Below are 21,026 nucleotides of genomic sequence, written 5' to 3'. Positions count from 1 at the left end.
GGCGCTGCAAGGCACCCGGGGCGATCCTGTCGAAGCGGGATCAGACCACGATCAAGTCGTCCGCGCGCCCTGTGTCGAGGCCCAGGATCAGCGGGTCGTGGTCCGAGGAGGCAAAGCGGCTGGGCTCGTAGAAACCGGCATCGGTGAAGCGGCTGTTATAGCCCAGCAGATCCGGTTCATCGGCGTTGATGTGCCATTCGGTCAGACCGGTCACCCGGCCCGCCAGATCGTCCGAGGCCAGGGCATGGTCCAACGCGCCGCGCTGCCCGTCGAAGACGAAGCTATAGGCGTTGTCCTGTCCGACGAAGCTGTCGATGAGATCGACGAGACCGGGATCGTCGGCGAGCGTCTGAACCGGATCTTCCTTGGCATAGGCATTCAGATCGCCAAGGATCAGGTAGTCGTCCGCCCCGGTCCCGGCATAGCCGGTCTCGAGCCACGCTTTGAGTTCTTCTGACGCGTCCATGCGTACCTGGTTCCAGAAGGCCTGGCCGTCGCCCTGATCATAGTTCGGATCGGCGATCAGCGCGTCGATATCGGCCTGGGTAAAGCCGGTGCCGCCTTCATCAAGGTAATCTTGGGCGGCTTCGACCAGATCCTCCAGATCACTGTCACCTTTCGATTTGAAGTGGTTGGAGACGACGGTAAATGTCTCCCCGGTTTGTGCGTCCTCGAAGGTGGCCGCGACGGCCGGGCGGTTGCGCTGGAAATCACCGACCTGGAAATCGCTGTCCACGAACGGGTTCATGACATCGGCAAGCTGGAACGTCGTCTCGGCAGACGGCTCGTCGAACACGAGATAGTCGGAGGTGACGAGGTTCACCTGCGTGGTGTCGTAGATGATGCCGGTGGTAATCGCGTCGGTCCCGATAAAGCCGTCCGGATCGCCGTTCGTCGGATCGACAAAGGCGTAGACGGCGCTGTCGCCGCGCGCCTGTGCTTCGGCATTCAGGGCATCCACCAGCGCGTCGATGGCCGCGCCATCGGCGAAACCGCCATTCTCGATCTCCTGCAGGGCGAAGACTTCAGCCTCGGTGCCCAGGATCGCGTCGACCAGCTTGTCGGTCTGCCGGTCCAGGTCGGCCTGCGTGCCCGCCCCGCGCGGGTCGAGGCCGTTGGGCCCGGACCCGTCCGGATCGCCGCGCAGGGTGGTGAAGTAGTTCAGCACGTTGATCGACGCGATCTGGATGTCGCCACCCACCGGATCCGGCGTGTCGGGGCGCGCTTCGGAATTGGTGCTTTCGTCGATGTCGAGCGTGCCTTCGACGAGCATCCGGTATTCGCCGAAACCGAAGGTCATCACGCCGGTGGTCGGCCCGTCGATCTCGGCCCCCAGCCGCAGGGTGGGGCCTTCGGCGGTGAAGGTGTCGTCCTTGTCGAGGATGCCGTTGCCGTTGTCGCCCTCGGTCGTGTTGGCGATATAGGCAAATTCGTCCGGGTTCTCCTCGCTGCGGCCATCGTCGATGATCAGGCGGTTGTTGGCATTGGCCTCGGCCAGTGCCGCGACCTCATCCGCCTCGTCCTGCGCATCGAAAAGCTGGGTGGGCTGGGTCTGGATGCCCGCAGAGACAGAGATCTCTCCGAACCGGTCGAAGTTGAAGTTCTCGATGATCGTGATCTCTTCGCCTTCGACGCCGCTTTCCAGCGTAAAGCGCATGCCTTCGATGGCCTCGAAATCCTGCGCATCCGGGCCGAGCAGCACCAGAGCCGCGCTGGGCAGGACGTTGCCCGACGACAGGACACGCACGTTCTGCTGCTCAATCGCGGTCTCGCCGAAGTCTTCGCCGACGGTGCCACGGAGTGTCACCTTGTCGCCGACCTGCGGTGTCTCGCTTGCCGGTGCCTTCACAAAGATGCCTTCGGAGGTGTTCGCGTTGCCGTCGGCGTCGCTGTCCTCTTCCTGGATGTAATAGCCGCCTTCTGTGACGTAGGTGACGATGGCCTCCACCGTGACCTCTGCGCCCACCAGATCGCTGGAGGCGCCGTCGCCCTGAACCTCTGAGATCAGCGTGATGTCGTCGTCGTTGAGAACCGTCGCCGTGGCCGAACCGGTGTCGATGGTGCCTGCAACCGGGTTGGACAGGACCACTTCAAGGACCTCGTCGCTCTCGTTCGTGGTGTCGCCCGCAATCTCGACGGTGAAGGTGACCGACGATTGACCCGGGGCGAAATGCACGGTGCCCGACGGGGGTGTGCCGCCGAAATCCTCGGCGTCCACGTCACCCGCGACGGCAAAGTCGACGCTGCCAGCGCTGCTCAGATCGCCCTCACGCGTGACCTCGAAGGTGTAGGCCGTGGTGCCGGTATCCCCCTCGAAGTCATCGCCGCTGACAGAGACCACATCGTAGCTGGACGTGCCGGTGACGTCGTCGGACGCTTCGATGATGAGGTTTTGCATCGCAAAGGCTTCCGACCCGCCATCGGCAGTCGCGGTGAGTGTCACGTTCAGCTCGGCACCTGTGCCGTCCAGATCGGCAGAGAGGGTTTGCAGGATGTTGGTCAGAACCTCCCCGCTGCCCGCCACGGTGAGCGGGTCGCTCAGCGTGAAGTCGTCGCCGTCCGCAAGCGTGTAGGTTTGGCTGGCATCCTCGTCGGCGCGGAATTCGAACAGCGTGACTTCGGCGCCTCCGTCGATGTTATAGCTCAGCGTAAAGCTGTCATCGGCCTCGAAATCCCCCATCGCGCCCACGTCGACGGAGAGGGAGAGGTCTTCGAAACCGGCGATATCAAAGCTCCACGTGGCCGAGACTGGTCCGGAATTGTCGCCGTTTTCGGTATCGACCACACCAAAGAATTCGTCGGTGTTGGATGAAGCATCGATGATGCCCAACTGATCGCCTGCGAAATCGGCGTTGCTGTCATCCACGATGGCAAACGGGATCGAACCGCTGACGCCCACCTGATACTTGCCAAAGCCGTCACCCAGGCTGGAAAAGGCGGGGGCAGTGTTGGTGAAGCTGGTCAGGTTCTCGCTGGAGGATCCCACCATGTCGAACGCAACCGTTTGACGGGGTGCGCCAGCAGGCTCGGTCACCTCGATCTCGACCATCTTGGTCGCGGTCCCGCCGTTGCCGTCGCCCACCGTGATCTCAACCTCGTAGCCGTTGTCGCCATCCGCATCGAGCGGCGTGTCGAAGGCGGGCGGGTCGAGGAACGACAACGTGCCCGTCTCTGCGTCGATCTCGAACAGGGCGGCATCGGCCCCGCCTGAGATCGTGTAGTTGAGCGTGTCCCCCTCTGCGTCCGAGGCAGAGAGGATCGGCTTGGTGTCGGTGTTTCCTTCGACAACCGAAACGGTATCCGCGGCAAGGATAACGGGGGCGTCGTTCTCGCCTTCGATCGTGACGGTCACCGTGGCGGTATCGGTCCCGCCACGCCCGTCATCGACGGTATAGCTAAAGCGATCGGTGGCGGTCTCACCCGCGCCAAGCGCCTCGAAGAGGGTGCCCGCGTCATAAACCAGCTGACCGTTGACCAATGTGACAGTCGCGCCTTCGGCACTTTGCGCCGTGACAGAGATGATCTGGATCGTGTCGCCGTCAAACTCCCTGTCATTGGCCAGAAGGGCGTCTGCGTCGATCATCTGCGGCCCGCTTTCGCCCACGACGACCGTATCGTCGCCTGCCAGGACCGCGTTGTTTCGCCCGTCCAGAAAGAGGGTGTAGTCGTCGCCCGCAAAGTACAGCGCTTCGACATCCCAAAGCTTGTCACGGCCCGGATCGCCGACATCCGGATTGACGGATTTCACCACCGTACCGCTTCGGACGCCGAACCCGTCGATGGTGATTTTGTAGTCGCTCACCCCGCCATCGTAGACCGCGACATCAAACCCGAAGCCGCCGTAGATCTTGTCATTGCCGGCGCCCCCGACGATCGTATCGTCTCCCAGGCCGCCATAGAGCTTGTCGTTGCCCCGACCGCCATCGATCAGGTCGTCGCCGAAACCGCCAAAGACCGTGTCCCGACCCCCGCCTGCTTCGATTGTGTCGTCCCCGCCAAAGCCAAGGATGAGATTGCGTTTGTCATTTCCTTCCAGCAGATCGGATGAAAAGCTGCCAAAAATGTACGTGTTCCAAAAATAGCTCACAGTGATTCCCCAGAATTGTCAGGCGATGGGCGCCGCTATCGCATCGCTGTGTGTCAGAATTGTTTGGAATGGGACGCTTGTCATGCGGACATGCCCGTGCGTCCCTGGGGCTGGAAAAGTTCCGCCGATCCCCTCAGACAGGGAGGTGGAGCCAAATGCACGGCTGGGCCCAATTCTCTCGGGAAAACGATGTTTTTTCGGGGCGTGGCACACGCGATAATGCGGTGTCACGCTCGGCAAAAGATCGCCGGTTCTTCCTTGAACGTGCCTTAGCGCATCCAGTAGCCGTGCGATTTGATCCGGTTTCGGATCGCGCGTTCCTTTCGGGGCAGGTCATTCCGGTCGAAGAGATTGCGGACCTTGTGCCCGCGCTTGTGATAGATCATCCGCTTGATGACCTCGTTCGACTTCAGCACCTTCTTGATCCAGTTGGGTGCGGTGATCTGTTCCAACAGGGCCACGACATCATCGTTTTCGCGCGCGTAAAGCAGGGGCAAGAGGCGATAGTGACAGGTCACGGATCCGTCCAGAAGCCCATCGGGGATCGTATCCCGCCCGCCGCCCAGTTTGTGGATCACAAGCGGCAGTGCGATCTGATCCAGCCACGGTTCCATCGGTTGGCAGATCAAGGCGTCAGGAGGATCGTCCCGGATCGCGCGCGCATAGTCCAGAAAGAGCGACCCGAACACATGCGGGCAGCGGTAAAAGAAGAAGCCGGCATTGAAATAGAGATATCGCTTCCAATACTCATCCGGAAACGAAAGATCGAGGCTGCTTTCAAAATCCAGCCCGAATTTGTCATAGAGCGACTTCCACACATCCGTAAAGCCGGGGCCGTAGAGTTCCTTTTGCGGCCATGTATTCTCACGCTTCATGGAGGCGGTCGGGCGTTCGAAATCGAACGGCACCGACATCAGGTCGCCTGTGACGAGCGTATCGGTGTCGAAAAAGACGAAGGGTTCATTCGCGGGCAGGGCTGAAAGTGCTTCGATCTTGTTGCCATGCGGGTAGCTTTGCCCGAAAACCTTGTTTTCAAAGGGCAAGACTGTCGCGTCCAGACGATTGAGCAGCTCAAGCACTTGGCCGTTTCGAATGGACGGATCGTTTTGCCATCGGGGTCCTGGCTGCGGCACCGCGACGAAAAGCCGACCCGCGAAATCGGGTGTGCTGTGTCTGAGCGAGGCGGCGAACAGGATTGCCTCGAACATAAGACGTCCGGTCTGGCCGACGATCATGATGTTGAACGCTTGGCGTCTTGCCGGTTTTTTTGCCATAACGCTCCTCAGCCGCAAAAGCACGGCATTGCCCGCCGGATCACTATACGGATCACCGGAACCGGGCAAAGCCTGTATTTCCCGGCATTTGTCTTGGAGTTCCAAAATGTTGCAATTTCTTTTATTCGTTCTCGCCATCGGCGTCCGATCGGGCGGTGCCGATGCACCGCAAACGGCGGCGGCCCCGGCCCCCGAGGACAGCGCGCCCGCGGTGGTCGCTGCGCCCGAACCCGCCACTCCGGCCGCAGCGCCCCCGCCGACAAATGGCCTGGTCGCCGAGCCGCAGGAGCCGACGGGCCGGTTCACCACCGCCACCGAGGTCAAGCCGATCCTGTCAGCCACGAAAGCAAGCTGGATTTCCACGCGCGAATGGGAGGGGCAGGATCTGATCTATGTCACGCAGCTTTGGTCCTGGCGCTGTGGTCTGCTGCAAATGCAGGTCAGCGTGAATGGCGGCCCTATGCAGATCTGGCCAATGCCGCCGTGCCATATCGATCAGCAGGCCCCCAACGCCATACTGGAGAGCGACGGGCTTCCTTACGCGGCCTTCCCTCTGGGGTCGGTGCAATCGGTCGATGTCATGCTGGTCTTTGATGATCTGAGCACGGACACAGCCTCTTATGATGGCAACGGGGTGATGCGCCCCTAAGCCAGTCGCCGTCTTTACCATCTATGCTGATCTCTCCGACTTTGGTCGGAGAGATGCGTTCTGTGCTTTTTCTTGCCTTTCTGTGTCATTTGTTGTCATTTTCTCCCGAAATCGGGAGGTAGCGCATGGAAAGCATCACGGCGGTCTTCGGGCAGGCCTTTGCCCTGATTGCCTCGGGCGATGCTTACCTCTTTGATATCGTTTCACTTTCCCTTCAGGTCACCCTGACCGCCGTCCTGATTGCCTGCGTGATCGGCCTTCCGCTGGGCGCGGTGCTGGGGGCCTTTCGGTTTCCGGGGTGTGGTCTGTTGAGTGTCTGCGTCAACGCTCTTATGGGTCTGCCCCCGGTGGTGGTGGGGCTGATCGTCTATCTGATGTTGTCCGCGTCCGGCCCCTTTGGTGTTCTGCAACTGCTTTACACGCCGACGGCGATGATCATCGCGCAGGTGATCCTGGTCACGCCGATTGTTGCCGCGCTCACGCGCCAGGTCGTCGCGGATCTTTTTGCGGAATATGCCGAGCATTTCGCCTCTCTCGGAGTAGGACGGGTGCGCCGGGTGGGCGCGCTTTTGTGGGATGCACGCTTTAGTCTTCTCACCGTAATCCTTGCCGGTTTTGGCCGGGCGGTGGCAGAGGTCGGTGCGGTGATGATCGTCGGGGGCAACATCAACCACGTCACGCGCGTCATGACGACGACCATCGCGCTTGAAACCTCCAAGGGCGATCTGGAACTGGCCCTTGCCCTGGGCCTTGTGCTGCTGGCGATTGCGCTTGTGGTCAACGCGGCTGTCATGGCGGCCCGCAGCACGGCGGAAAGGACAGCCTATGCATGACATGACGCCCATGCGCACCGTGCCCGACGCGGACAACGTGATCGAGGCCGGTTTTGCCCGACCGCTTCTTGAAACGCGCGGGCTTTGCTACCTGCATCGCGGGGTGAGCTTGCTGCAAGGCGTGTCGGTGCGGATCCGACCGGGGCGGCGCACCGTGATCCTTGGCCCCAACGGCGCGGGAAAGAGCCTGCTTGTGCGCCTGATGCACGGTCTCTTGCCGCCAAGTGCGGGACAGATCCTGTGGGATGGGGCACTGATGAGCGCATCCGCCCGCACGGCACAGGCCCTGGTGTTCCAGCGCCCGGTTATGTTGCGGCGGTCTGTTCTGGCCAATCTGCGATTTGCCCTTGCCGCGCGGGGTGTGGGCGGTCGCGAGCGCACCCGCCTGTCCCTTGAGGCGCTGGCACTGGCGCAGCTTGAAACACTGGCCCATCGCCCGGCCAGGGTTCTTTCAGGCGGGGAGCAGCAGCGTCTCGCCGTTGCCCGCGCGTTGGTCTGCAAACCCCGCTTGCTGCTTTTGGACGAGCCGACATCCAGCCTTGACCCCGCATCGACGGCGCACATCGAGACGCTGATCAATCGCGCGCATGAAAGTGGCGTCACCGTGGTTATGGTCACCCACGATCAGGGCCAGGCCCGGCGGTTGGCCGATGATGTGATTTTCGTTCAGGGCGGTCACGTTGCGGAGACGGGCCCCGCAACGCAGGTGCTGAACGCTCCGAATGCGCCCGCCACCCGGGCGTGGCTGAAAGGGGAGCTTTACCTCGCCGATCTGCCGCCCGGGCCACGATGAAAGGAACCGACGATGTTGAAACGCCACTTTATCGCCGCCTGTACCGCACTTTTGCTGGGTGGATTTTCCGTTCAGGCCGATGAAAGTTTCATCGTGGTTCAATCGACCACATCAACTCAGAATTCCGGTCTCTTCGACGCGATCCTGCCCCAATTCTTCGAAGAGACAGGGATCGAGGTGCGTGTGGTGGCCGTGGGCACCGGCCAAGCCTTGCGCAATGCCGAAAACGGGGATGGGGACGTTCTGTTCGTCCATGCCCGCGCGGCCGAGGAGCGTTTTGTCGAGGAGGGGCACGGCGTATCGCGTGCAGATGTCATGTATAATGACTTTGTGATCGTTGGCCCGCCCGCCGATCCCGCCGGCATTGCCGGCGCGCGCGATGTGGTCGATGCGCTGGGCGCCATCGCGGCTGCGGAGGCGCCCTTTGCCTCGCGCGGTGACGATTCCGGAACACACAAGGCCGAACTTGCCCTTTGGGCTGAAACGGACGCCGATGTCACGGCGGCCTCGGGCCAATGGTACCGCGAGACGGGGTTGGGGATGGGCGCAACGCTCAACACCGCGATCGGGATGGGGGCCTACACGATGACCGACCGCGCCACATGGATCGCGTTTGGAAACAAGGGCGCGCATGGCATCATGGTCGAAGGTGACCCTCGGCTCTTCAATCAATATGGCATCATTCTCGTCAATCCCGAGCGGCACCCGCATGTCAAAGCGGATATGGGTCAGGACTTCGTGGACTGGATCCTGTCAGAGGCCGGGCAGGGCGCGATCGCGGCCTACAAGGTCGAGGGGCAGCAGCTCTTCTTTCCCAACGCGGCGCGGTGATCAGGCCGAGACCCAGCGCACCTCGCCAAGCCCGGCGATATCATACCCGCCGAGCGCCTTGGCCTTGGCTGTAAAGATATCCGTCGCGGCAAATCGCAACAGGGCTTGGACCGGAGGCAGGAAGTAGGATCTCCGGTCGATCAGAAGATCGAAACGCTCCTCTATCAACGGCACGAAACTCAGGCGGTACTGACGGGCCGCCGCCTGCAGGCCAAGGGCGGCATCCGCCTCGCCGTTTGCAACCATCATCGCGGCATCTGTTTCAGTGCGGGCCGGTGGGTCCGAAAAGACGGCATCGGTCAGTCCTGCCGCCTCTGCCAGCCGGTCGAAAAGCGCTCGTGCCCCGGCACCGGGCTGACGCAGGGCAAAGCGGGCGCCGGAAAGATCCTCGATCCTCCGGAATGTTTTTTCGTTCTCCGGCGCCACGATCAGTCCTTGCCGCCGTGTTGCCCAGCCGATCAATACGGCGTCTTTCAGACTGCCTTTGGCCAGGGTGGCCACGTTCCAGCCGTCCTCATCAGGGATATGCAGACCGCAAAGCGCCGCTTCGCCGCGTGTGAAACAGTCAAGACCGCTGCCGCTGCCGTCAAACAGCGTGGCAAGTCCTGTCCCCGCTTCCCGCACGGCCCAATCCAGCAGGGGGTCATGCGATCCGGCCAGGATGGCGGGCCGCTCCGCGGCGATCTGTCCGCCGTCAAGCCACAGGTCGATGTCGGATTTCGGGAATAGAAGCTTGCCCGTGATCCGGCGATGCGGGATCTCGCCGGCAGCGGCCATGTCGTAAACCTTGCGCTCACGAACACGCAGCAGGGTCGCCACCTCTTTCGTGGTCAGAAATGCCGTGTCGGACGGTGTGGCGGCCATGTCTTCTGTCCCTTCGTAAGCCGGGCGAACGCTGCCCGATGACGCCTGGATTTTCAAGCGGCTCCGGCGGCGGGTCGGTCGGTCAGGTCGTGGCCTTCCAGCCAGCCTTCGTTCTCTCATTGCAGGTTGTGCGATGCTGACATGCTCCATCCTCTGCCTGACACGGCCCTTGGTCTCGTTTCTGGCGCGCTTATCGGTGTTGGTCATCGCATGCCGTGCCTAAAACGCGGGCAACTCTCGACAAGCGCCGCAATTTTGCGCGCAGTCCAAAATTTACCAATTGATAAAATTTTGAAACCTGACACTGTGGGATAAAACATAACACAGGGAGACACCTCATGGCCAAAGGCCAGACGGCATCCGGTATTGTGTCAGGACGGCTCGCAGCCGAGGAACTTGCGACCAATTTCTCTGACCTGCACCCTGCATTCGAACCGCATGAAGCGGCTGTTGCCGCGGATCGCTGCTATTTCTGCTATGACGCGCCGTGTATCACGGCCTGCCCGACGGCCATCGACATCCCGATGTTCATCCGCCAGATCCAGGCGGGTCAGCCCGAGAATGCGGCCAAGACGATCTTTGACCAGAATATCCTTGGCGGAATGTGCGCACGCGTCTGCCCGACAGAGACGCTTTGCGAAGAGGCCTGTGTGAGAGAGGCGGCAGAAGGCAAACCGGTCGAGATCGGAAGATTGCAGCGTTACGCCACCGACACGCTGATGGCCGAAAAGGCGCATCCCTACCGTCGTGCGCCCCAGACCGGCAAAACCATTGCCGTCGTGGGGGCGGGCCCGGCGGGCCTGGCTTGCGCGCACCGGCTGGCGATGAAGGGCCACGATGTCGTCATCTTTGAGGCGGGTGAGAAGCCGGGTGGGCTTAATGAATTCGGCATCGCGGCATACAAGACACCGAACGGCTTTGCGGCGGCGGAAGTCGACTGGCTGATGGGGATCGGCGGCATCCGGATGGAGACCGGCCAGGCCCTTGGACGCGATCTTACCCTCGACGGTCTGACAGAGCGCTTTGACTCGGTATTTCTCTCCATAGGTTTGGGCGGCGTGAATGCGCTGCGGGCCGAAGGTGAGGACAAGAGCGGTGTGCGCGACGCGGTCGACTTCATCGCCGAACTGCGGCAGGCGAGCGATTTGGAAACCCTGCCGGTCGGTCGCGACGTTGTGGTGATCGGCGGCGGGATGACGGCGGTCGATGCGGCGGTGCAGTCCAAGCTCTTGGGCGCCGAAAACGTCACCATCGCCTATCGCCGCTCCCGCGCGGAGATGAGTGCAAGCCGCTATGAACAGGATCTTGCCGCATCAAAGGGCGTGAAGCTGATGTTCAACCTTCAGCCGGTGGCCATTCATGGCAACGGCGCGGCGGTGGAGATCGAGCTTGCCTATACGATCAGCGAAAATGGCGGGTTGCAACCAACCGGAGAGACCGTGCGGCTTAAGGCCGACCAGGTGTTTAAGGCGATTGGCCAGACACTGGACAGCGTGCCGGACGGGCTTGCGCTGGAGAACGGCAAGATCGCGGTGACCGGCGCGGGGCGCACCTCCCTTTCCGGTGTCTGGGCGGGCGGCGATTGCGCGGCAGGCGGCGACGACTTGACCGTGACGGCCGTGGCCGAAGGCCGGGATGCGGCGGAGGACATCCACGCCAGCCTTGGCGCGTGAGGCCGGCGGCGGGATTGTCCGTATTTTTATCGAGAAGAAGACCCATGGACGCGCAACAGGGAGGCCACAGAGATGGCTGATTTGACGACAGATTTTCTGGGGATCAAAAGCCCCAACCCGTTCTGGCTGGCCTCCGCGCCGCCGACGGATAAGGAATACAATGTCCGCCGCGCCTTTGAGGCCGGCTGGGGTGGTGTCGTTTGGAAAACGCTGGGGGCGGAAGGCCCGCCGGTGGTGAATGTGAACGGGCCCCGCTACGGCGCGATCTATGGCGCGGATCGCAGGCTGTTGGGGCTGAACAATATCGAGCTGATCACCGACCGCCCGCTGGAGATCAACCTGGAGGAGATCACCCGCGTCAAGGCCGATTACCCCGATCGCGCGATGATCGTCTCGCTGATGGTGCCGTGCGAAGAGGAAGAATGGAAAGCGATCCTGCCGCGCGTCGCCGAGACAGGGGCAGACGGGATCGAGCTGAATTTCGGCTGTCCGCACGGGATGAGTGAGCGCGGCATGGGATCGGCGGTGGGGCAGGTGCCCGAATATATCGAGATGGTGACACGCTGGTGCAAGCAGCACTACGACAAGCCGGTCATCGTCAAGCTGACGCCGAACATTACTGACGTCCGTAAACCGGCCGCCGCGGCCAAGGCGGGGGGTGCGGATGCGGTGAGCCTGATCAACACCATCAATTCGATCACCTCCGTCAACCTCGATTCGATGTCGCCGGAACCGTCCATCGACGGCAAGGGCAGTCATGGCGGCTATTGCGGGCCAGCGGTCAAGCCCATCGCGTTGAGCATGGTGTCGGAGATTGCCCGTAATCCCGAAACCCACGGCCTGCCGATCAGCGGCATTGGCGGTGTGACCACATGGCGTGATGCGGCGGAATTCATGGTGCTGGGCGCGGGTAACGTGCAGGTCTGCACGGCGGCTATGACCTATGGGTTCAAGATTGTGGAAGAGATGACCGCCGGCCTCTCGCGCTGGATGGATGAAAAAGGATACACGAATACAGCGGATTTCGTGGGGCAGGCCGTGCCCAACGTGACCGACTGGCAGTATCTGAACCTCAATTATGTGGCCAAGGCCAAGATCGACCAGGATGCCTGCATCAAATGCGGCCGCTGCTATGCGGCGTGCGAGGATACCTCGCATCAGGCGATTGCGATGAAACCCGGACGGGTCTTCGAGGTGATCGACGCCGAATGCGTGGCCTGCAACCTGTGCGTCGATGTCTGCCCGGTTGAGAACTGCATCACGATGGAGGAGATGCCAGCGGGCGAGGTCGATCCACGTACGGGTAAGGTGGTCGAGCCGCATTATGCGAACTGGACCACCCATCCCAACAATCCCGGCGCCGTAAAAGCCGCCGAATAGGGTTGGTCAGACCCGCCGGTCGACCTTTTCGCCGCTGCGATCCGCCTCCAAAGCGCTGACACGGGTCGGTGCGTCGGGCTGGTTTGCAGGCTCGCCCGGTTCCAGAACGTCGGTGGGCGAGAGCAGAGCTGGGGCCTCGGGCGCCTCCGACAGGCGCGTGACGATCGCTTCGATGGCTTGCGCCTCTTGTGCGGCGAGCGCTGCGGCGCGCGCACCGGCCACATCATCTTTCGATGCAATGGGCACAAGCGCCTGACTGCTGGATGCCGTTGTTTTTGTTGCCTTCGCGGTTTCGAATGGCGTGCCGCCACTTTGCGGCTGACCATTGCCCGCATTGGGATTGGTGCCGCTGCCGGTGCTCTGGCCCTGATTGCCCTTCGCCGGTGGCGGCGTGCTATTGCCGCCCGATTGCGCCTGGTCCGGCCCGTCCGAGGCTGGCGGATTCGAATTGCCCTGTTGTTGGCCGTTCCCCGACGGCTGAGACCCGGGCAGGCCAATTAAGATAGGAAATGACATACATGTCCCCACTCACCAAATCGCCCACACCCGACCTGATCGCTACCTGTCAGAAGTTAATCAGGCCTTAACGCACGGCGCTTTCGGATGGCTTGGTTAAGGTTTTGGTAAAGAGTTTGACAAGGAAATCCTCGGCCTCGGGGAAGGGATCCATCGCCTGTCTTTCCGGCAAAACCGCCCGCACCTGAACGTCGAAATCGGCATAATGCTGGGTCAGCGACCAGATCGAAAAGAGAAGGTGATAGGGATGTACCGCCGCGATCCGACCTTGGGAAATCCAGGTTTCGATCAAGTGCACCTTGTCATCGACCAGCGCCTTCAGTTCGACCGAAAGGACGTCATGAATACGCGGCGCGCCTTGCAGGATTTCGTTGGCAAAAAGCCGGCTCTCGCGCGGATAATCACGGCTCATCTGCAGCTTGCGTCGCACATAGGCCAGCAATTCTTCGAGCGGATCGCCGCTTGCATCCATGTCGCGCAGCGGGTCGAGCCAGGTATCCAGCAGCCGCTCCAGCAGGGCGTTATGGATCGCCTCTTTCGAGGGGAAGTAATAAAGCAGGTTGGGTTTCGACAGGCCCGCCGCGCCTGCAATTTCATCCACCGTGGCGCCCCGGAAACCTTGCGCCGAAAATATGTCCAGAGCGGCATCCAGGATAGCGGCGCGGTTCTTCTGCTGAATGCGCGTCGGCGCACGGTTCTCGGTCATAAAGCGGGCAACACCCTGTTTCGCCTAAATTTTCGTCAGATGCCTTTTAGGCATGCAAGATAAGTGATGGCAAGACGATGCTATTTCTTGACTGGCAATGGGGCAGTGATAGCCTGTCTTTGACCTTTTGGTCAAATCAAGCCGAGACGCGGGGCACGCCCGCGCTGCATGGGGGAACGACGATGGGGGCTCCGGGTGAAAACCTGAAGATCAACGGGGAGCGTCTCTGGGACAGTTTGATGGAGATGGCCAAGATCGGTCCGGGTGTGGCCGGTGGCAACAACCGTCAGACGCTCACTGATGAAGATGCCAAAGGCCGCGCGCTGTTTCAAAGCTGGTGTGAGGCGGCAGGCTGCACGATGGGTCTGGATCAGATGGGCAATATGTTTGCCCGGCGCGAGGGCACGGATCCCGATGCACTACCGGTCTATGTCGGCTCGCACCTCGACACGCAGCCAACGGGGGGGAAATACGATGGTGTGCTTGGGGTTCTGGGCGGGCTGGAGATCATCCGGTCGCTCAACGATCTGGGGATCGAGACCAAGCACCCGATTGTCGTGACGAATTTCACCAACGAAGAAGGGACGCGGTTCGCGCCAGCGATGCTGTCCTCGGGCGTTTTCGCTGGCATTCACACCCAGGACTGGGCCTATGGGCGCGAGGATGCCGAGGGCAAGCGGTTCGGGGATGAGCTGAACCGGATCGGCTGGAAAGGCGATGAAGAGGTCGGCGCGCGCAAAATGCATGCTTTCTTTGAGCTGCATATCGAGCAAGGGCCGATCCTGGAAGCCGAGGACAAGGATATTGGCGTGGTCACCCATGGCCAGGGGCTGAGCTGGACCCAAGTTACGATCACCGGCAAGGACAGTCATACCGGATCGACCCCGATGCCGATGCGCCGCAATGCGGGGCTGGGCATGGCGCGCGTGCTGGAGAAGGTGGATGAGATCGCCTTGTCCCATGCACCTCATGCCGTCGGAGCGGCCGGGCATATCGACGTTTTTCCCAATTCCCGCAATGTGATACCGGGTAAAGTTGTCTTCACGGTTGATTTCCGCTCGCCCGATCTGAGCGTGATTGAGGATATGGAGGCACGCCTGAAAGCCGAGGCCCGGAAAATCGCGGAGGAGATGGGGCTGGAGATCGCCTTTGAGAAGGTGGGCGGCTTTGACCCGGTCGCCTTTGACGAGGGATGCGTCGGCGCGATCCGCAATGCGGCGGAGCGGTTGGGCTATTCGCATCAGAACCTGATTTCCGGCGCGGGGCACGATGCCTGCTGGATCAACCGCGTGGCGCCCACGGCGATGGTCATGTGCCCTTGCGTGGATGGCCTGTCCCATAACGAGGCCGAGGAGATCAGCCCGGAATGGGCCACGGCAGGGGCCAACGTACTATTCCATGCGGTGGTGGAAACGGCGGAGATCGTGTCATGATCCGGCCCGATCTTTCCATCCCCGAACGCATCAAGGAGATGATCCAGCAGGAGATCTCGGAGTATCGGGTGCAGACCGACGTGCAGCTGGCCACGCTAGATGCCTTCCGCGCCGCCCTGGTCGAGCCGCGTCTCGTCACGGTGAACTTCTCGGGCGGCGTGACGCAGAAATGCTGGTCGGTCACCCGGTCGAACGGAGATTACCGGGTCGTCTACCTTCCGATCGCGGGATACTTCTCGCTCTGCGTCGAGAGTGATTTCGGACCGCTCGATATCGGGGTGCACGGCGAGGCGATCGGTTGCTTTGCGTCGGTGTGAAGGCGCAAGCAATTGGTTGGACCGCAGCGGCGCCGTATGCTCAAATGAAATGACAGGCCGGATCTGCCCGGCCCTTGATCCAGCCCATAACGCCAGACCAACAGGGAGACCGCCATGTCTACGATCATTAAGAACGGTACCGTCGTCACCGCGGATCTGACCTATGAAGCGGATGTTCTGATCGAGAACGGCGTGATCACCGAGATCGGCAAGGACCTCAAAGGCGATGAGGTGCTGGACGCGACCGGTTGCTACGTGATGCCGGGCGGGATCGACCCGCATACGCATCTGGAAATGCCATTCATGGGCACCTATTCGTCAGACGATTTCGAAAGCGGCACGCGCGCGGCCTTGAGTGGCGGGACCACGATGGTGGTAGATTTTGCGCTGCCGAGCCCCGGTCAGGGCCTCTTTGACGCGCTGCAGATGTGGGACAACAAATCGACGCGCGCGAACTGCGACTATTCCTTCCACATGGCGGTGACCTGGTGGGGCGAGCAGGTCTTTAACGAGATGGAGGGGGTGGTGCGGGACCGAGGCATCAACACCTTCAAGCATTTCATGGCCTATAAGGGCGCGTTGATGGTCAATGACGACGAACTTTACGCGTCATTTCAACGGCTTGCAGAGCTGGGCGGCATCGCGATGGTGCATGCGGAGAACGGCGATGTGGTGGCCGAACTCAGCGCGAAGTTATTGGCCGAGGGTAATACGGGACCCGAGGCGCACGCTTATTCGCGGCCCCCGCAGGTCGAGGGCGAGGCCACCAATCGCGCCATTATGATCGCCGATATGGCAGGCGTGCCGCTCTATGTGGTGCATACCTCTTGCGAGGATGCGCATGAGGCGATCCGGCGCGCGCGGATGCTGGGCAAGCGCGTCTGGGGCGAGCCGTTGATCCAGCATCTGACGCTGGATGAGAGCGAGTATTTCAATAAGGATTGGGACCACGCCGCCCGCCGCGTGATGTCGCCGCCCTTCCGCAACAAGCAGCATCAGGACAGCCTGTGGAACGGGCTTGCCTCGGGCTCGCTGTCGGTGGTGGCGACGGACCATTGCGCGTTCACGACCGAGCAGAAACGCTATGGCGTGGGCGATTTCACCAAGATCCCCAACGGGACCGGAGGGCTGGAGGACCGGATGCCGATGCTCTGGACCCATGGGGTGAATACGGGGCGTCTGACGATGAACGAATTCGTTGCGGTGACCTCGACGAATATCGCGAAGATCCTGAATTGTTATCCGAAAAAGGGCGCGGTTCTGGTGGGTGCGGATGCCGATCTGGTGGTCTGGGATCCGGAAAAGGAAAAGACGATCACTGCGGGCGCACAGCAATCTGCTATTGATTACAATGTCTTCGAAGGCAAAGTTGTGAAAGGTCTGCCACGCTTTACCCTGACACGCGGCCAGGTGGCGGTGCATGACGGAGAGATCCGTACCCAGGAGGGCCACGGCAAGTTCGTCAAACGCGAGCCGAACACGGCGACGAACAAGGCGCTGTCGACCTGGAAAGAACTGACCTCTCCACGGCCGGTGGAGCGGACGGGCATTCCGGCGACTGGGGTCTGATGGGCGCGCAGAGGCAGGCAGAGGCAACCGAATTGCAGCAGACACCCATCGTGGTCGAGGCAAAAGGCCTCCACCTCACGTTTGAGACCAATGACGGTCCGGTTCAGGCCCTCAAGGATGTGAACCTGTCGATTGAAAAGGGCGATTTCGTCAGCTTTATCGGTCCGTCGGGCTGTGGGAAGACGACATTCCTGCGGGTGATGGCAGCCCTCGAACAGCCCACGGGCGGAAGCATTACGGTCAATGGTGTCAGTCCAGAAGAGGCTCGTAAATCAAGGGCTTATGGCTATGTCTTTCAAGCGGCCGGGCTTTATCCGTGGCGGACGATTGCCGGCAACATCAAGCTGCCGCTGGAAATCATGGGGTACTCCCGCGCCGAGCAGGATGAGAGGGTGAAGAAGGTCCTCGAACTCGTTGATCTGGAAGGGTTTGGGAGAAAATATCCCTGGCAGCTCTCCGGCGGTATGCAGCAGCGGGCCAGCATTGCGCGGGCACTGTCCTTCGATGCGGATATCCTGTTGATGGACGAACCGTTCGGCGCGCTTGATGAGATCGTCAGGGACCATCTCAACGAGCAGCTTCTGGCGCTTTGGGCGCGGACCGAAAAGACAATAGGGTTCGTCACGCACTCCATCCCCGAGGCGGTCTATCTGAGTACCAAGATCGTTGTGATGAGCCCCCGACCCGGACGGATCACGGATGTGATCCAAAGCCCGCTGCCGAAGGAGCGGCCTTTGGACATTCGCGACACGCCGGAATTCATCGAGATCGCCCACAGGGTGCGCGACGGGTTGAGGGCGGGCCATGTGGAGAGCTGAGGGCCGGCGAATTGAAAGGCGCGCACGATCTGTGCGCCGGGCCTGCAACGGGTGGTGCGTCTTATGAGGGCGATACTGGCGGTTCTGACCGTGGTCGCGGTGCTGATCGGCTTTTGGTACGCCGCCGCCGTGCCCATGAACATCAAGGGTGTCCTGGTCGAGGCGGAGCGGGCAGGTGCAGTGGTGACACCAGACAATGGTGCCGAGCGGCGGGCCATGTCGCCCTGGGCGCTGATCTTGCCGAACAGCTTTGCGATCCCGGCCACCTGGGCACAGGACAGGCCCCGTCTGCCCGCCCCGCATCAGGTGGCGGTGGAGCTCTGGGAGACGACGGTGGAAAAGAAGATCACCTCCAAACGGAGCCTGGTCTTTCACGGCTGGGTGACGCTGAGCGCCACGCTTCTGGGCTTTGCCATCGGGACGGGCCTGGGCATCCTGCTGGCGGTGGGCATCGTGCATTCACGGGTCATGGATATGAGCGTGATGCCCTGGGCCATCGTAAGCCAGACGATCCCGATCATCGCGCTGGCGCCGATGATCATCGTCGTGCTTTACTCCATCGGGGTGCAGGGCATCCTGCCCAAGGCGGTGATCAGCGCCTATCTGAGTTTCTTTCCGGTTGTAGTGGGCATGGTGAAGGGGCTGCGGAGCCCCGATGCGATGCAGCTTGACCTGCTCAGGACCTACAACGCGAGCCGGGCACAGACATTCTGGAAGCTCAGGCTACCGGCGTCGATGCCGTATCTCTTCGCGTCGCTGAAGATCGGAATCGCGGCATCTTTGGTAGGCGCCATCGTCGGTGAATTGCCGACAGGGGCTGTCAGCGGGTTGGGCGCCCGGCTGTTGGCGGGAAGTTATTACGGGCAGACGGTGCAGATCTGGTCGGCGCTTTTCGCAGCGGCGCTTTTGGCGGCTGCGCTGGTGGCGCTGGTCGGACTGATCCAGAGAATGACGCTGGCACGCATGGGGATGACGGCATGAGTGTTGGCACCTCGGGAGGGGGGTCAGCCCCCCGCCGCGCAAGGCGCGTCTCCCCCCGGGATATTTTTGACCCAAAGAAGCGGGGGATGGCGTGGGGCTGATCGCTTTGGCTTTGGTGCTCTGGGCCTTTGGCTGGTGGCTGAACGTGCGGCTCGCAGGGAGCGCGGGTGCGGGGACGCAGGCCGTGAAACTGGCGGTTCCGGTGATCTTCGGCGCCACAATCCTGATTGTCTGGGAGCTTGTGGTCAGGGGGCTTGAGGTGCCGCTGGTCATATTGCCGGCGCCGAGCGTGATAGCGGTGCGTTTTGCCGACAGCACAGCGATCCTGTGGGCGGATTTCATGCAGACCTTCGTGAAGGGCGCGTTGAGCGGATATGTCATCGGTTGCGCGGCGGCCTTGCTGGTGGCGGTTCTGGTGGACCGTTCGGAGTTTTTGAGGCTGGGTCTGCTGCCGGTTGGGAATTTCATGGCCGCGCTGCCGATCGTCGGCACGGCGCCCATTCTGGTGATGTGGTTCGGTTTCGACTGGGAGAGCAAGGCGGCCGTGGTTGTCGTGATGGTGTTCTTCCCGATGCTGGTAAACACGGTGGCGGGGCTGAGAGAGACAACGGCGATCCAGCGAGATCTGATGCAAACCTACGCGGCAGGCTACTGGCAGAGCTTTTTCAAGCTGCGTTTGCCGGCTGCCATGCCGTTTATATTCAACGGCTTGAAAATCGCCACGACGCTGGCTTTGATCGGGGCGATCATTGCTGAATTTTTCGGCTCGCCCACGGTTGGGATGGGCTTTCGGATTTCGACCAGCGTGGGTCAGCTTGCGCTCGACATGGTCTGGGCGGAAATTGTCGTCGCCGCCTTGGCTGGGACGGTGTTTTACGGGGCGGTGGCCCTGATCGAGAGGTGGGTGACCTTCTGGCACCCGTCGCAACGCAGATAATCGGAACCGGGTCAGCCTGGCAGATGCAAGCGATAACAAGGGCAATCAACAACAAGGAGTGTGATGATGAAAGGATTTTTGACAGGAGCTGCGATGGCACTGGCGCTTGCCGCGGGGTCGGCCATGGCGGCGGATGAGGTCAAGCTGCAGCTGCAGTGGGTGACGCAAGCCCAGTTTGCGGGATACTATGTGGCGCTGGACAAGGGGTTCTACGAGGAAGAAGACCTTGACGTGACGATCCTGCCGGGCGGGCCGGATATCGCACCGCCCCAAGTGCTGGCCGGGGGCGGCGCGGATGTGATGCTGAACTGGATGCCTTCGGCGCTGGCGGCACGGGAGAAGGGGCTGCCGGTCGTCAACATCGCCCAGCCCTTCAAGTCGTCGGGCCTGATGCTGACTTGCTGGAAGGATACCGGGATCGAAAGCCCGCAGGATTTCAAGGGCAAGACAATCGGTGTCTGGTTCTTCGGCAACGAATATCCGTTCCTGAGCTGGATGAGCCAGGAGGGCATTTCGACCGAAGGTGGCGAGGATGGCGTGACCGTGCTGAAGCAGGGCTTTAACGTGGATCCGCTCCTGCAGCGTCAGGCCGATTGCATTTCAACCATGACTTACAACGAGTTCGGCCAAGTGCTGGATGCGGGCGTGTCCGAGGATGAGTTGGTGACCTTCAAATACGAAGACCAGGGTGTCGCGACGCTGGAGGATGGTATCTACGTGCTGGAAGAACGGCTGGAGGATCCAGAGTTCGTGGAAAAGATGGTCCGCTTTGTCCGTGCGTCGATGAAGGGCTGGAAGTATGCCGAGGAGAACCCGGATGAGGCCGCCGAGATCGTGCTGGACAATGATGCGACCGGGGCGCAAACGGAGGCCCACCAGAAGCGTATGATGGGTGAGATCGCGAAGCTGACCGCCGGCTCGAACGGCGCACTTGATCCCGCGGATTTCGAGCGGACGGTGGCGACTTTGCTGGCCGGTGGATCTGACCCGGTGATTACCGAGGAGCCTGAAGGCGCCTGGACCCATGTGATCACGGATCAGGCGCTCAACTGACCGCCTGATCGGGACCACGCATCTGCTTTGGGTGGATGCGTGGTCTGAACGCTCCTGGTAGAGCGTGCCTGCGGCGCGGGTATTTTGAGAAAGTGGAGATACTGGTTGCGCACTGAACCGGCTTGAGGCGCATTAACCTTAACGCGTATTAGGGTTAATACCGATCGGAAGAGGTGCATGTCCCCTGCTTCTTCTCGATGAAAATACGGTCTAAGCTGACGGATCTTGTAAGCGCGGCCTCTAGTCTATGCGCACGGCGTCGCCACTGCCACGATCACTCGCGGAGAAGTCGAGAAGGCTCAGCCCATACCA

Annotated in this window: 18 protein-coding genes; 13 read left to right on the top strand and 5 right to left on the bottom strand. The window is 61.4% G+C overall.

Annotation, left to right across the window (positions count from 1 at the left end; translation table 11 throughout):
• Positions 1–40 precede the first annotated feature (40 nt).
• On the bottom strand, positions 41–4,087 hold the full coding sequence (locus CFI11_RS14430; RefSeq protein ID WP_217358699.1) for an ExeM/NucH family extracellular endonuclease: 4,047 nt from the start codon (positions 4,085–4,087) through the stop codon (positions 41–43).
• Positions 4,088–4,356: 269 nt separating this feature from the next.
• Complete coding sequence (locus tag CFI11_RS14425) at positions 4,357–5,361, bottom strand: hypothetical protein (protein ID WP_130407119.1); 1,005 nt, start codon at positions 5,359–5,361, stop codon at positions 4,357–4,359.
• Positions 5,362–5,467: 106 nt separating this feature from the next.
• Between CFI11_RS14425 and CFI11_RS14420 the strand changes: the two genes are divergently transcribed.
• The 4 genes from CFI11_RS14420 (at position 5,468) to CFI11_RS14405 (ending at position 8,467) form a co-directional block, all read left to right on the top strand.
• On the top strand, positions 5,468–6,010 hold the full coding sequence (locus CFI11_RS14420) for a hypothetical protein (protein ID WP_165390269.1): 543 nt from the start codon (positions 5,468–5,470) through the stop codon (positions 6,008–6,010).
• 125 nt (positions 6,011–6,135) lie between these two features.
• On the top strand, positions 6,136–6,843 hold the full coding sequence (locus tag CFI11_RS14415) for an ABC transporter permease (protein WP_130407117.1): 708 nt from the start codon (positions 6,136–6,138) through the stop codon (positions 6,841–6,843).
• Positions 6,836–7,636: an energy-coupling factor ABC transporter ATP-binding protein gene (locus CFI11_RS14410; protein WP_254448923.1), complete on the top strand. Its 801-nt coding sequence runs from the start codon at positions 6,836–6,838 to the stop codon at positions 7,634–7,636. Before CFI11_RS14415 ends, CFI11_RS14410 begins: the two co-directional genes overlap by 8 nt.
• Positions 7,637–7,648: 12 nt before the next feature.
• Positions 7,649–8,467: a substrate-binding domain-containing protein gene (locus CFI11_RS14405; RefSeq protein ID WP_130407115.1), complete on the top strand. Its 819-nt coding sequence runs from the start codon at positions 7,649–7,651 to the stop codon at positions 8,465–8,467.
• Here the strand turns inward: CFI11_RS14405 and CFI11_RS14400 are convergent, their stop codons facing one another.
• Positions 8,468–9,331, bottom strand: a complete 864-nt coding sequence (locus CFI11_RS14400; protein WP_130407113.1) for a helix-turn-helix transcriptional regulator — start codon at positions 9,329–9,331, stop codon at positions 8,468–8,470. It abuts the gene before it with no gap.
• A 338-nt stretch (positions 9,332–9,669) separates the two neighbouring features.
• Between CFI11_RS14400 and CFI11_RS14395 the strand changes: the two genes are divergently transcribed.
• Positions 9,670–11,004 (top strand): NAD(P)-dependent oxidoreductase, encoded by a 1,335-nt coding sequence (locus CFI11_RS14395; protein ID WP_130407111.1) that lies wholly within the window; start codon positions 9,670–9,672, stop codon positions 11,002–11,004.
• A 72-nt stretch (positions 11,005–11,076) separates the two neighbouring features.
• Entirely contained in the window at positions 11,077–12,384 is a 1,308-nt protein-coding gene (preA, locus tag CFI11_RS14390) for an NAD-dependent dihydropyrimidine dehydrogenase subunit PreA (RefSeq protein WP_130407109.1), read from the top strand.
• Positions 12,385–12,390: 6 nt separating this feature from the next.
• On the opposite strand, the gene CFI11_RS14385 is transcribed toward preA, so the two are convergent.
• Complete coding sequence (locus tag CFI11_RS14385) at positions 12,391–12,900, bottom strand: hypothetical protein (protein ID WP_130407107.1); 510 nt, start codon at positions 12,898–12,900, stop codon at positions 12,391–12,393.
• Between the two features lie 67 nt (positions 12,901–12,967).
• Positions 12,968–13,606: a TetR family transcriptional regulator C-terminal domain-containing protein gene (locus tag CFI11_RS14380; RefSeq protein ID WP_130407105.1), complete on the bottom strand. Its 639-nt coding sequence runs from the start codon at positions 13,604–13,606 to the stop codon at positions 12,968–12,970.
• Positions 13,607–13,788: 182 nt separating this feature from the next.
• Between CFI11_RS14380 and CFI11_RS14375 the strand changes: the two genes are divergently transcribed.
• From CFI11_RS14375 to CFI11_RS14345, 7 genes are all read left to right on the top strand, one after another.
• Positions 13,789–15,039, top strand: a complete 1,251-nt coding sequence (locus tag CFI11_RS14375; protein ID WP_130410025.1) for a Zn-dependent hydrolase — start codon at positions 13,789–13,791, stop codon at positions 15,037–15,039.
• Positions 15,036–15,356, top strand: a complete 321-nt coding sequence (locus CFI11_RS14370) for a hypothetical protein (RefSeq protein WP_130407103.1) — start codon at positions 15,036–15,038, stop codon at positions 15,354–15,356. The genes CFI11_RS14375 and CFI11_RS14370 overlap by 4 nt, the downstream gene beginning before the upstream one ends.
• Before the next feature lie 114 nt (positions 15,357–15,470).
• The gene (gene hydA / locus CFI11_RS14365) at positions 15,471–16,925 is read left to right on the top strand and encodes a dihydropyrimidinase (protein ID WP_130407101.1); all 1,455 of its coding nucleotides are present in this window, start codon (positions 15,471–15,473) and stop codon (positions 16,923–16,925) included.
• Entirely contained in the window at positions 16,925–17,743 is an 819-nt protein-coding gene (locus CFI11_RS14360) for an ABC transporter ATP-binding protein (protein ID WP_130407099.1), read from the top strand. The genes hydA and CFI11_RS14360 overlap by 1 nt, the downstream gene beginning before the upstream one ends.
• A gap of 63 nt (positions 17,744–17,806) precedes the next feature.
• Positions 17,807–18,724: an ABC transporter permease gene (locus tag CFI11_RS14355; RefSeq protein WP_130407097.1), complete on the top strand. Its 918-nt coding sequence runs from the start codon at positions 17,807–17,809 to the stop codon at positions 18,722–18,724.
• 91 nt (positions 18,725–18,815) lie between these two features.
• Complete coding sequence (locus tag CFI11_RS14350; RefSeq protein WP_130407095.1) at positions 18,816–19,661, top strand: ABC transporter permease; 846 nt, start codon at positions 18,816–18,818, stop codon at positions 19,659–19,661.
• A gap of 66 nt (positions 19,662–19,727) precedes the next feature.
• Positions 19,728–20,714, top strand: coding sequence for an ABC transporter substrate-binding protein (locus CFI11_RS14345; protein WP_130407093.1), 987 nt, complete (start codon positions 19,728–19,730; stop codon positions 20,712–20,714).
• Positions 20,715–21,026 lie beyond the last annotated feature (312 nt).

Source organism: Thalassococcus sp. S3 (assembly GCF_004216475.1).
Lineage (GTDB): Bacteria > Pseudomonadota > Alphaproteobacteria > Rhodobacterales > Rhodobacteraceae.
Note: the sequence above shows the minus strand (reverse complement) of the source record. Positions and strands in the feature narration are given on the sequence as shown.

Excerpts from the sequence above, each read along its gene's own strand:
- CFI11_RS14425 (WP_130407119.1), bottom strand. The coding sequence starts at position 5,361 with ATGGCAAAAAAACCGGCAAGACGCCAAGCGTTCAACATCATGATCGTC.
- CFI11_RS14420 (WP_165390269.1), top strand. The coding sequence starts at position 5,468 with ATGTTGCAATTTCTTTTATTCGTTCTCGCCATCGGCGTCCGATCGGGC.
- CFI11_RS14415 (WP_130407117.1), top strand. The coding sequence starts at position 6,136 with ATGGAAAGCATCACGGCGGTCTTCGGGCAGGCCTTTGCCCTGATTGCC.
- CFI11_RS14410 (WP_254448923.1), top strand. The coding sequence starts at position 6,836 with ATGCATGACATGACGCCCATGCGCACCGTGCCCGACGCGGACAACGTG.
- CFI11_RS14405 (WP_130407115.1), top strand. The coding sequence starts at position 7,649 with ATGTTGAAACGCCACTTTATCGCCGCCTGTACCGCACTTTTGCTGGGT.
- CFI11_RS14400 (WP_130407113.1), bottom strand. The coding sequence starts at position 9,331 with ATGGCCGCCACACCGTCCGACACGGCATTTCTGACCACGAAAGAGGTG.
- CFI11_RS14395 (WP_130407111.1), top strand. The coding sequence starts at position 9,670 with ATGGCCAAAGGCCAGACGGCATCCGGTATTGTGTCAGGACGGCTCGCA.
- preA (WP_130407109.1), top strand. The coding sequence starts at position 11,077 with ATGGCTGATTTGACGACAGATTTTCTGGGGATCAAAAGCCCCAACCCG.
- CFI11_RS14385 (WP_130407107.1), bottom strand. The coding sequence starts at position 12,900 with ATGTCATTTCCTATCTTAATTGGCCTGCCCGGGTCTCAGCCGTCGGGG.
- CFI11_RS14380 (WP_130407105.1), bottom strand. The coding sequence starts at position 13,606 with ATGACCGAGAACCGTGCGCCGACGCGCATTCAGCAGAAGAACCGCGCC.
- CFI11_RS14375 (WP_130410025.1), top strand. The coding sequence starts at position 13,789 with ATGGGGGCTCCGGGTGAAAACCTGAAGATCAACGGGGAGCGTCTCTGG.
- CFI11_RS14370 (WP_130407103.1), top strand. The coding sequence starts at position 15,036 with ATGATCCGGCCCGATCTTTCCATCCCCGAACGCATCAAGGAGATGATC.
- hydA (WP_130407101.1), top strand. The coding sequence starts at position 15,471 with ATGTCTACGATCATTAAGAACGGTACCGTCGTCACCGCGGATCTGACC.
- CFI11_RS14360 (WP_130407099.1), top strand. The coding sequence starts at position 16,925 with ATGGGCGCGCAGAGGCAGGCAGAGGCAACCGAATTGCAGCAGACACCC.
- CFI11_RS14355 (WP_130407097.1), top strand. The coding sequence starts at position 17,807 with ATGAGGGCGATACTGGCGGTTCTGACCGTGGTCGCGGTGCTGATCGGC.
- CFI11_RS14345 (WP_130407093.1), top strand. The coding sequence starts at position 19,728 with ATGAAAGGATTTTTGACAGGAGCTGCGATGGCACTGGCGCTTGCCGCG.